At 65.4% G+C, this 10,986-nt stretch carries 10 protein-coding genes and 1 pseudogene; 1 reads left to right on the top strand and 10 read right to left on the bottom strand.

The genetic code is table 11. The features are described from left to right. Window positions 1-63 precede the first annotated feature (63 nt). From EN738_RS22375 to rpsF, 9 genes are all read right to left on the bottom strand, one after another. Window positions 64-744, bottom strand: coding sequence for a CvpA family protein (locus EN738_RS22375; RefSeq protein ID WP_127285619.1), 681 nt, complete (start codon window positions 742-744; stop codon window positions 64-66). 59 nt (window positions 745-803) lie between these two features. Beyond that, entirely contained in the window at window positions 804-2,222 is a 1,419-nt protein-coding gene (gene radA / locus EN738_RS22370) for a DNA repair protein RadA (protein ID WP_127285618.1), read from the bottom strand. Window positions 2,223-2,452: 230 nt separating this feature from the next. Beyond that, window positions 2,453-3,943 carry a replicative DNA helicase gene (locus EN738_RS22360; protein ID WP_127285617.1) on the bottom strand — a complete coding sequence of 497 codons (1,491 nt, stop codon included), beginning with the start codon at window positions 3,941-3,943 and terminating at the stop codon, window positions 2,453-2,455. A 219-nt stretch (window positions 3,944-4,162) separates the two neighbouring features. Next, window positions 4,163-5,131: a small ribosomal subunit Rsm22 family protein gene (locus EN738_RS22355; protein ID WP_127285616.1), complete on the bottom strand. Its 969-nt coding sequence runs from the start codon at window positions 5,129-5,131 to the stop codon at window positions 4,163-4,165. A gap of 3 nt (window positions 5,132-5,134) precedes the next feature. Continuing rightward, window positions 5,135-5,458, bottom strand: coding sequence for a YnfA family protein (locus tag EN738_RS22350; protein ID WP_127285615.1), 324 nt, complete (start codon window positions 5,456-5,458; stop codon window positions 5,135-5,137). A 92-nt stretch (window positions 5,459-5,550) separates the two neighbouring features. Continuing rightward, entirely contained in the window at window positions 5,551-6,840 is a 1,290-nt protein-coding gene (locus EN738_RS22345; RefSeq protein ID WP_127285614.1) for a cyclopropane-fatty-acyl-phospholipid synthase family protein, read from the bottom strand. Window positions 6,841-7,115: 275 nt separating this feature from the next. Next, window positions 7,116-7,700 carry a 50S ribosomal protein L9 gene (gene rplI / locus EN738_RS22340; RefSeq protein ID WP_127285613.1) on the bottom strand — a complete coding sequence of 195 codons (585 nt, stop codon included), beginning with the start codon at window positions 7,698-7,700 and terminating at the stop codon, window positions 7,116-7,118. 216 nt (window positions 7,701-7,916) lie between these two features. Continuing rightward, complete coding sequence (gene rpsR / locus EN738_RS22335; RefSeq protein WP_006203718.1) at window positions 7,917-8,165, bottom strand: 30S ribosomal protein S18; 249 nt, start codon at window positions 8,163-8,165, stop codon at window positions 7,917-7,919. Then, the gene (gene rpsF / locus EN738_RS22330) at window positions 8,165-8,656 is read right to left on the bottom strand and encodes a 30S ribosomal protein S6 (protein ID WP_127285612.1); all 492 of its coding nucleotides are present in this window, start codon (window positions 8,654-8,656) and stop codon (window positions 8,165-8,167) included. The genes rpsR and rpsF overlap by 1 nt, the downstream gene beginning before the upstream one ends. 442 nt (window positions 8,657-9,098) lie before the next feature. On the opposite strand from rpsF, the gene EN738_RS22325 reads away from it, so the two are divergent. Further along, on the top strand, window positions 9,099-10,730 hold the full coding sequence (locus tag EN738_RS22325) for a pilus assembly protein (RefSeq protein ID WP_127285611.1): 1,632 nt from the start codon (window positions 9,099-9,101) through the stop codon (window positions 10,728-10,730). Window positions 10,731-10,751: 21 nt separating this feature from the next. Here the strand turns inward: EN738_RS22325 and EN738_RS22320 are convergent. Next, a pseudogene (locus EN738_RS22320) lies at window positions 10,752-10,986 on the bottom strand (hypothetical protein); the annotation flags it as partial.

Genomic DNA, 10,986 nt, shown 5'->3' with positions numbered 1-10,986 from the left:
GTTCACACCAACGTCAATCCCGGGGAAGCGCCCGCCTTGCCGCGGGCGCCCGTTTGACCGGGATCAGTTTGCCGGCGCCGGGCTGGCGGGAGCCGGAGCCGGCGCGTTGTCGGCCGGCGCTTCGCCTTCGCTGTCGTCGGCCGGCGCATCGGCATCGTCGCCGTTTGCCGGCGGTTCGGCCGCCGGCTGATCGGTCGTCGCGCCGGGTGCCACCGGCGTCTCGGTCGCGGGCGCACCCTTGTGCGTGTATTTGTTGACGAGGTCTTCCGTGTTCTCGGGAAGCAGGCTTTCGAGCTTGGCGCCGATCGTCTCCAGCAGCGGCCGCGACTTGGCGTTGGCGACCCAGCCGGGCGCCTTGGCGCCGGCCAGCCAGTTGAAGAACAAGAGCGCCACCGCGACCACCAGGACGCCGCGCGCCGCGCCGTAGAGGAAGCCGAGTGTGCGATCGAGGGCGCCGATACGGGAATCGATGATCCAGTCGGCGAGCTTCATGGTGATGACCGAAACGACGATCAGCGCGATGACGAAGACGACGCCGGCGGCCGCCGCCATGGCGATCTTGTCATTGTCGACATAGGGCTGAACGTAGGGCAGCACCGGCTTGTAGAAGAAGAAGGCCGCCGCGGCCGCCGCCACCCAGGAGACGATGGACAGCACCTCGCGCGAGAAGCCGCGCACCATGGCAAGCATCGCCGAGACCAGGGTGAAGCCGACGAGAATTCCGTCAAGCAGCGTAATCGGCATGTCCTTCGCCCCACTCCATGTCTTCAGCGCTCGATGTCTTTACCGCTCGACGAGCCGCGTCATTCTTGCTCCTCGGCGCGGTTGCGCCGTGAGCCGGCTATACGCGCCACGAGGTCGGCAAGCTCGGTGGGCTGGAAAGCGCCGGCCCCGATCCCCCCAGCGCCATTGCCACCGACAAGTTCCTCGCTGCCCAAGGGCAGGACCGCACTACCGAAACCCAGCTTTTCGGCCTCTTTGAGGCGCTGCTGCGCATGCGCAACCGGCCTCACCGCACCCGACAGGCTGATCTCGCCGAAATAGACGCAATCGGCGGGAAGGGCAAGACCGGTGAGCGAGGAAACCAGGGCGGCGGCGACCGCCAGATCGGCAGCCGGCTCGCTGATCCGGTAGCCGCCGGCGACGTTGAGATAGACATCATGCTGGCCGAAGCGCACGCCGCAATGGGCTTCGAGCACGGCGAGCACCATCGACAGCCGCGCGCCGTCCCAGCCGACCACGGCGCGGCGCGGCGTGCCCAGCGAAGACGGCGCCACCAGCGCCTGGATTTCGACCAGCACCGGGCGCGTGCCCTCCATGCCGGCGAAAACGGCGGCACCCGGCGACTTCGCATGACGCTCGCCGAGAAAGAGTTCTGACGGGTTGGCGACCTCGCGCAGGCCCTTGTCCGACATCTCGAACACGCCGATCTCGTCGGTCGGGCCGAAGCGGTTCTTCACCGTGCGCAGGATGCGGTAGTGGTGGCCGCCTTCGCCCTCGAAATAAAGCACGCCGTCGACCATGTGCTCGACGACGCGCGGGCCGGCGATCTGGCCTTCCTTGGTGACATGGCCGACCAGCACGATCGCAGCACCGGTGGATTTGGCGTAGCGGATCATCGCCTGCGCTGCCGCGCGCACCTGGGTGACGGTGCCGGGCGCCGAATCGGCGAGGTCGGTCCACAGCGTCTGGATGGAATCGAGGATGACGAGGTCGGGCCGCTTGCCGTCGGCGATGGTTGCCAGGATGTCCTCAACATTGGTCTCGGCGGCGAGCTCGACCGGCGTCGAGGCGACGCCGAGGCGCTGGGCGCGCAGCCGGATCTGGGCAACGGCTTCCTCGCCGGAGACATAGACGATGCGGTGTCCCCTCGAGGCAAGCGCGGCGGCGGCTTGCGTCAGCAGCGTCGACTTGCCGATGCCGGGATCGCCGCCCACCAGCAGCGCCGAGCCGCGCACGAAGCCGCCGCCGGTGGCGCGGTCGAGCTCGCCGATGCCGGAGACGATGCGCGGCGCGTCCTCGATGTCGCCCGACAGGCTGGTCAGCACCACGGCGCGCCCCTTGCGGGCGTTGCGGGTGTTGGCCGGTCCCGAGCCGATGCCGCCGGAGGTGCCTTCCTCGACCAGCGTGTTCCACTCGCCGCAGGCATCGCACTTGCCTGCCCAGCGCTGGTGCACCGATCCGCAATTCTGGCAGATGAACTGGACGCGCGATTTAGCCATGCAGTTGCGCCGTTCGCAGATGGCGGAAGGCTGGCGTTCCCGCCCACCCCCCTCTGTCCTGCCGGACATCTCCCCCGCAAGGGGGGAGATTGGATGTCGCCACCGTTTTCGCCAATCGCCGACGTTGCAGGACAGGGACCGCCGCCAAAGCTGTCGATCTCCCCCCTTGCGGGGGAGATGGCCGGCAGGCCAGAGGGGGGTGTGACGGAGCGCGACTGCGGGTCAAAAAACTACTCAAACCTGTCCGGCAAATGATGCTCTTCCGCGAGGTCGGAGAAGCGGGTGAATTCGCCGTGGAAGGCGAGGCTGACCGAGCCGGTCGGGCCGTGGCGCTGCTTGGCCACGATCACCTCGGCCTTGCCGCGCATCTCGTTCATCTCGGCTTCCCACTTGATGTACTCGTCGGTGCCGAGCTTCGGCTCGCGGTTCTTGAGGTAGTACTCCTCGCGATAGACGAACAGCACCACGTCGGCGTCCTGCTCGATGGAGCCGGATTCGCGCAGGTCCGAGAGCTGCGGACGCTTGTCGTCGCGGCTTTCGACCTGACGCGACAGCTGCGACAGCGCGATGATCGGCACGCCGAGCTCCTTGGCCAGCGCCTTGAGGCCGGTGGTGATCTCGGTGATTTCCTGCACACGGTTCTGCGAGGCCTTGGCGCTGGAGCCCTGCATCAGCTGGATATAGTCGATGACGATGAGGTCGAGGCCGCGCTGGCGCTTCAGGCGGCGCGCGCGGGCGGAAAGCTGGGCGATCGAGATGCCGCCGGTCTGGTCGATGAACAGCGGGATCTTCTGCATGGTCTGCGAGCAGGCGACCAGCTTTTCGAAATCCATCTCCGAGATCTCGCCGCGGCGGATCTTCGACGACGAGATCTCGGTCTGCTCGGAGATGATGCGGGTGGCGAGCTGCTCCGACGACATTTCGAGCGAGAAGAAGCCGACGACGCCGCCATTGGCGGCCTTGAACGAGCCGTCGGCCTGCTGCGCAGGCACATAGGCCTCGGCGATGTTGAAGGCGATGTTGGTGGCGAGCGACGTCTTGCCCATGCCTGGGCGGCCGGCAAGCACGATCAGGTCGGAAGGCTGCAGGCCGCCCATGCGGCGGTCGAGGTCGCGCAGGCCGGTGGCGATGCCGGACAGGCCGCCGTCGCGCATATAGGCGGCGTTGGCCATGTCGACGGCGGTTTTGACCGCGTCGGTGAAGCTCTCGAAGCCGCCGTCGTAGCGGCCGGTCTCGGCCAGCTCGAACAGGCGCCGCTCGGCGTCCTCGATCTGGTCGGACGGCGACATGTCGACCGGGGCGTCATAGGCGATGTTGACCATGTCCTCGCCGACGGTGATCAGCGCGCGGCGCGTGGCGAGGTCGTAGATGGCGCGGCCATAGTCGGTGGCGTTGACGACGGTGACGGCCTCGACGGCGAGCCGCACGACATATTGAGCCACCGTCATGTCGCCGACCTTTTCGTCCGCCGGCAGGAAGGTCTTCAGCGTGATCGGGGTCGCGATCTTGCCCATGCGAATGAGCTCGGCCGCCACCTCGAATATCCGGCGATGCAGCGGCTCGTGGAAATGCGCGGGCTTGAGGAAGTCGGAGACCCGGTAGAAGGCGTCGTTGTTGACGAGGATGGCGCCGAGCAGCGCCTGCTCGGCCTCGATATTGTTCGGTGCCTCGCGATAGAGCGGTTGCTCCGCCACGCCGAATTTGCGCGCTGCCTCAGCCATGATATCCCCGATTTCGATCCCGACTTCTCGATAGCAAGAACGAGATGAGTCGGTGCTGACCTTTCTGCATCACCCGAAGGCCAATCAGCCTTGATGCCCGCTGTTCACAGGAACGGCAAACCGTCCACAGGACAGAATTCCCGTGCCCCGATTCCGGTTGACTCGGCAAGGTCGCGATTCTACGCGAAGCTGTAGAACAAATAAAGAACAAATTGTCATTCAAATATCCAGCGGGTCGCCCCAGTCCAGCCGTCGCGCGATCCTGAACGCGTCGCCGTCGCGCTTGCTGAACAGCGTCTCGCCGGCACTGCCGTCGGGCACGCAAAGCTTGAGCAGCACTTTGCCGGAGCCGGCTTTCGGCGGCGCGATCACACGCGCCGGGCGCGCCGGCGCCGGCTGCCGCGAGGCGGCGATGTAGATGAATTTCTCGTCCTCCCAGGGGACGTCGGCGTCCTTGGCGAGGCGATGCAGGCGCGAGCGCGCGACGCGGCGCGAGAAATGGCACCAGTCGGGCGGGACGAGCGGGCAGGGCGCCTCGTGCGGGCAGGGTGCCAGCACATGCGCGCCGGCCTCGATCAATTGCCGGCGGACGGCAAGGATGCGCTGCCAGCCGGCCGGCGTTCCCGGCTCGACGATCAGCAGCGTGCCGGCGGTCAACTGCCAGAGCCGGCCAACCAGTTTGGGCAGCGAGGCCGGCACGATCTCGTCCAGCACATAGGCGGCGGTGACCAGATCGGCGGGTGGAAGATCGGTGAGATCGATCGTGGCGTCCCCCGCGAGCCATTCCGTCCTGGCGGCGACCGTCTCGGCGGCCAGCGTCTGGCCGATCTTGCGCACCGCCGCGCTCGCCTCGAGCATCACCGCCGCTTCGAGGTCGGACCACAGGTCGAGCGTGGCCCAAAGCATGGTGCCAGGCCCGGCGCCGATGTCGAGCAAGGTCCTCGGCTGGAAGTCGGGCCTTGCCTCGGCCAGCGCGTCGAGGCTGGCGCGGACGGCGGCATAGGTCGCCGGCAGCCGCGTCGCCAGATAGGCTTTGACCGCCATGTCCTCGGCCATGTGCAGGCGGCCGTCGCGCAGCTCCGCGCGGTAGCGGTCGGACAGCGTCCGCGCCGCCTGCTTGAGCGCCGGCAAGGGCACATGTTCGAGGAGGCGCTCGATGCCTTGCCGGAGCGGGGCGGGGAGTTCCACGCTTCACGCTCCCCGGGGTGCGAGAAGGATGACCGAAGCGCCGGCGATGCAGATCGCCGCACCGGCAAGGTCCCAGCGGTCGGGGCGCACGCCTTCGACCAGCCGCAGCCAGCCGAGCGATGCCGCGATGTAGATACCGCCATAGGCGGCGTAGGCGCGGCCGGCGGCCGATGTGTCGACCAGCGCCAGCAGGAAACCGAACAAAGCGATCGAGATGAGCCCCGGCGCCAGCCACAGCGGCGACATCTCCAGCCGCCACCAGGCCCAGAACGAGAAGCAGCCGGCGATCTCGGCAAGCGCGGCGGCGATGTAGATGAGATAGGTCATGAAAAAAGGTCTCGCGATAACGAGACCTTTTTCATGCTTGGGCAGGCTATGGCAAGGACAATGGGCCGATTGGCCGCGATGCGGCCGGCTTCCTACTCCCCGTCCGCCACCTTCCGGCGGCGGGCGGGCTTGGCAACGGTCGGCTCGGGCCGGTGGCCGATGTCGCGCATTTCCAACGCCTTCTCGCATTTGGCCATGTAGTCGCGGGTGACCGGCAGCGTGTCGTTCCTCTTGGCGAGCTGGATCTGGAAGATCACCAGGTCCTGCCAGCGGAAGGCGGCTTCCGAGGCGGCGAGGTAGAATTCCCACATGCGGCAGAAGCGCTCGTCGTAGATCGCCTTGGCCTTGTCGCGGTTGGCGGCGAAGCGCATGCCCCAATGCTTCAGCGTGTCGGCATAGTGCAGCCTGAGCATTTCGATGTCGGTGACGACCAGGCCCGACTTCTCGATCGCCGGCATCACCTCGGAAAGCGCCGGGATGTAGCCGCCCGGGAAGATATATTTGCGGACGAAGGCGCTGGTCGCCCACGGCACGCCGGAGCGGCCGATCGTGTGCAGCAGCATGACCCCGTCGGGCTTGAGCAGTGTCGCCGACTTCTCGAAAAAGGTGCGGTAGTGGTTGACGCCGACATGTTCGAACATGCCGACAGAGACGATGCGGTCGAAGCGTTCGTTGAGCGAGCGATAATCCTTGAGGTCGAAATGCACCCTGTCCTGCAGCCCTTGCACATGCGCCCGGTCTGTGGCGACGCCGTGCTGCTCGGTCGACAGCGTCACACCTTGCACGTCGACGTCGAAGGCCTTGGCGAGATAGAGGCCGAGCCCGCCCCAGCCGGAGCCGATATCGAGCACCGTCTGCCCGGCTTTCAGCCGCAGCTTGGCGGCGATGTGGCGCTTCTTGGCCGCCTGCGCCTCGTCCAGCGTCATGTCGGGCTGCTCGAAATAGGCGCAGGAATACTGCATGTCCTCATCGAGGAAGAGCCGGTAGAGGTCGCCTGAGAGATCATAGTGGCGCTGCACGTTGCGCCGCGCGCGCGCGGCGGTGTTGATCTGCTGCAGCCGGCGGAAGGCGTGGCGCAGGCCTTCGATCGCCTTCGACCAGGTCGCATCGATCCCGCCGCTGCCCATGTTCTGGAAGGCGATGCGCATCACCCCAAGCACGCCGCCTTCGAGGATATCGAGTTCGCCGTCCATATAGGCTTCGGGTACCGCCAGCATCGGATCGAAGCTGATGGCGCGTTCGGCGTGCTTTGTCTTGATGTGCATGTGCACCGGCTCGCCGCTGCCGTCGCCGAAGGTGACCGTCGAGCCCTTCGGCCCGGTCACTTTGAGATTGCCGGAGCGCACCAGGCGGTCGAGAAGGCGCTTCAACAGAATATTCATGACCAAATGTCCCCAACGTCAGACAGGATGGCCTGACGCAGGGTCCCGAAATCGCTATCGATTTCGCGGCGGGATCATGCGCCAAGTCAAAGGACTACGACGTCCTTTGTGCGTCCAAAGGACGCGCGACGCTGTAGTCTGCATCAAGATATAGGGGTTCGAAAAGTTCCATTTGGCACAAAAAAGCCCGGGCGCGAGGCCCGGGCGTTGGTCCAGTCGAAACCGGTGGCAGTCAAGGCGTTTCGAGCGCCGCTGTGGCGCTCGATCGTGCCTGGTCAGGCGTTGTCTTCGCCGCCTTCGAACTCGGCGTTCGGGTCGAAGAAGTTTTCCGGCCGCGCATTGTCGTTGATGTCGTCGCCGTAGATGGCCTCCGCCGTCGTCAGCGTCTCGCCCTTGGCCTGGCGCTCGGCCTCGTCGGCGGTGCGGGCGATGTTGAGCGTGATCGTGACTTCGACTTCCGGATGCAGTGCGATGGCCACATTGGTCAGGCCGATGGTCTTGATCGGGTGGTTGAGCTGAATCTGGTTGCGGTTGACCGAGAAGCCTTCCGCCGTCAGCAGGTCGGCGATGTCGCGGGTCGACACCGAACCGTAGAGCTGGCCGGTCTCGCCGGCCGAACGCACGGCCACGAAGCTCTTGCCGTCGAGCTTTTCGGCGACCTGCGAGGCTTCCGACTTGCGCTCGAGGTTACGCGCTTCGAGCTGGGCCCGCTGGCCTTCGAACTTCTTCTTGTTGGCTTCGTTGGCGCGCAGCGCCTTGCCCTGCGGCAGCAGGAAATTGCGGGCGAACCCATCCTTGACCTTGACGGTGTCGCCCATCTGGCCGAGGCGGGAAACGCGTTCGAGAAGAATGACTTCCATGGTTTTGTTCCTTCGTCTTGGCGTCGATCGCGGGGATCGGCGCCGGATTGATCTGGAACAGGTCAGGAAGCAAAGGGGGCGTTGCCGCCGTGTCGCTGTCCTGCCTGTCGCGGCAGTTAGAGGCTTTCGGCCTCAACCCGGGATTTGATGTCCAACCCTGCGGCGCCCGTCGCCGTGGGGAAAGAAGCGGGCGGCTGGCCGCCCGCTTCGGAAGTCTTAGCGAACCACGTAGGGCAGCAGGCCGAGGAAGCGGGCGCGCTTGATCGCCTTGGCGAGCTCGCGCTGCTTCTTCTGGCTGACGGCGGTGATGCGCGACGGCACGATCTTGCCGCGCTCGGAAATGTAGCGCTGCAGCAGACGCACGTCCTTGTAGTCGATCTTTGGCGCGTTGGCGCCGGAGAACGGGCAGGTCTTGCGGCGACGGTGGAACGGGCGCCGGGTCGGGATCTGGTTGATGTCGACCATTATTCTGCACCCCCTTCAACGCCTTCACGCGGGCGGCGCGGACCGCGCTCGCCATCGAAGCTGCGCGGCGGACGATCGCCACGGTCGCCACGATCGCGGTCGCCGAACGAACGCGGGCCGCGGTCGCCACGGTCGCGGTCGCCGAAGCCGCCGCGCTCGGAGCGCTCTTCGCGCTTCTGCATCATCGCGGATGCACCTTCCTCATGCGCCTCGACCTTGACGGTCAGGAAGCGCAGCACGTCCTCGGACAGGCCCATCTGGCGCTCCATCTCGTTGAGCGCGGCCGGCGGGCAGGTCAGGTCCATCAGCGTGTAGTAAGCCTTCCGGTTCTTGTTGACCCGGTAGGTGAGGGACTTCAATCCCCAGTTCTCGACCCGGCCGACGGACCCGCCATTCGCGGTGATGACGCCCTTGTACTGTTCGACAAGCGCATCGACCTGCTGCTGCGAGAGGTCCTGCCGGGCAAGGAACACATGTTCGTATAGAGCCATAGTGTATCGGTGCCTTTCTTCGTTTCTCTCCCGGTTCCTCGCGGCTAAAGCCTCTGCAACTTCTCTGACCCGCGAAGCGGGGAAGAAAGGAGCATGACGAGACGGTCGAGAGCGGAGACACGGGAGGCGGAAGCGCTTCTGGCTTCACACGCAGCCTTTCGATAAGCCTGCGGCCCTCCGTTCAGCCCCCAGCAAGGACCGGCAGATTGCGGGCGTGTATACAGCAATTCCCGAGGAAGGCAAGGGAGGACGTCGGTCCTTGCCGTCGCAGTCAGGAAAAAACGCCAACATTCGGGAGCAAGCTATTTTATCGATTTTCCGGTAATCGGGCTTTAACCACCATAAGCGGTTGTTTTGAGTTGTAACCTCAAATTCACGACGAGAAGCGCACGAAATCGGGTGACCGCGCGGGGGCGGTCTGCTTGGCGATCCGGGGGGTAGGATGCTTCTCAAGAATTTCTGGCGCTCGAAGCGCGGCAACTTCGCGCTGGTGCTGGCGCTCGGCGTGCCGGCGATCCTCACCGCCGTGGCCTTCGCCACCGATGTCTCGACACTGATGAAGGCCAGGAGCAATCTTCAGAACGCGCTGGACGCGGCCAACCTGGCCTCTTCGCATCTCGGCGACATCGACATCTCGCGCAGCGATGCCTTCAACCGCTATTTCCAGGCCAATGTCACGACCCACCGCGAATTGTCCAATGCCCAGGCCACGCTCAGCGTCGACAAGGGCGTCACCTACATCAAGACCAAGGCTGTCGCTTCGGCCGACGTCAATCTGAACTTCGCTTTCCTGTTCGGCGACGACAGGCACATCACCGTCGATGCCTCGGCGATGGAGTCGAACAACCAGCTCGAAGTCGTGCTGGTGCTCGACAACACCGGCTCCATGGCCGGCGCGCGCATCAGCGCGCTCAGGCAGGCGACCAAGTCGCTGATCGACTATCTCGAGGCGGCCAAGTCGCCGACTCGCCAGGTGCGGGCCTCGCTGGTGCCGTTTGTCACCGCCGTCAACGTCAATGGCCCCGATTTCGACCCGTCCTGGATCGACCTGAACGGCAAGTCGTCAACCAACGGCATCAATTTCCCGGCAGTAAAAGGCAAACGTCCAGATCATATGTCGCTGTTCAAGCAGCTTCAGCAGGACGTTCCGGCCTTGAAGCACACCGGCTGGAAGGGGACCGGCTGGAAAGGCTGCGTCGAGGCGCGGCCGGGCGCCTACAACATCTCCGACACGCCACCCGATCCGTCCAACCCGGACACGCTGTTCGTCCCCTACCTCGCGCCGGACGATCCCGACGTCGCCCGCAAGCCGTCCGCTTCCTACGGCAATTCGTCGACCGGCTACAACAACTCCTATCTTGACGACACAATCGACAAGACCAAGCTGGCGCTGCCGGGCGCCAACGTCCTCGGCATCGACCTTAGTGGCGTGCTCGACGCCAATGTCAGCAAGGTCGCGCGTTATGTTGCCTCGACCAACAAGATCGTGACCGAGACCGGCAGCACCATCACCGTCGGTCCGAATCGCGCCTGCCCGACACCGATCGTCCCGCTGACCAACGATTTCGACAGCTTGCGCGCCGCCGCTGCCCAGATGAGCGAATGGAACGGTTCGGGCACCAATGTCTCGGAAGGGCTGGCCTGGGGCATGCGGGTGCTGTCGCCGCAGCCGCCCTATACCGACGCCACGCCTTGGAAGACCTCGGGCGTCAGCAAGGTCGTGATGCTGCTGACCGACGGCGAGAACGTCGTCTACGGCGCCAGCGGCCAGCCGACCAAGTCGGACTATACCTCCTACGGCTATCTTGGAGGCGGCCGTTTCGGCTCCGACAACCAGACGGCGGCTGCGCGCAATGTCGATGGCTGGACCAAGGATGTCTGCACGCAGCTGAAGAGCCAGGGCGTGCAGGTCTACACCATGGTGCTGCAGGCCGATACGGCGGCCAACCGCGCGCTCTACAGCGCCTGCGCCTCCGATCCGAGCGACTATTACGCCGTCAATGATCCAAGCAAGCTGCCGAACGTCTTCCAGACCATCGCCAGCAAATTCTCGAAGCTGCAGCTGACGAACTGAACGGCGGGTTCGCCCGCCGGCTCAGCTTGTGTGGGCGACGACCTTGTCGACCGTTTCGGGGAAGAAGTCCGGTGCGGCGCTTCGCTTGCCGAACATCATGTCGTACTGGATCAGCCGGAAATCGTTGATCGCCGGGTCGATCTTCTTCTGCCGCGCCCAGTCGGGCGTCGCCTCGCCGGCCGGCGACAACAGAAGGTTGCGGTCGACGACGCGGTAGCGCTCGCGCAGGGCGCCGAGGAAGCCGGTATAGTAGGGG

This window comes from Mesorhizobium sp. M4B.F.Ca.ET.017.02.2.1, assembly GCF_003998955.1.
Taxonomy (GTDB): domain Bacteria; phylum Pseudomonadota; class Alphaproteobacteria; order Rhizobiales; family Rhizobiaceae; genus Mesorhizobium; species Mesorhizobium abyssinicae.
This window is presented reverse-complemented; position numbering and strand designations above follow the sequence as displayed.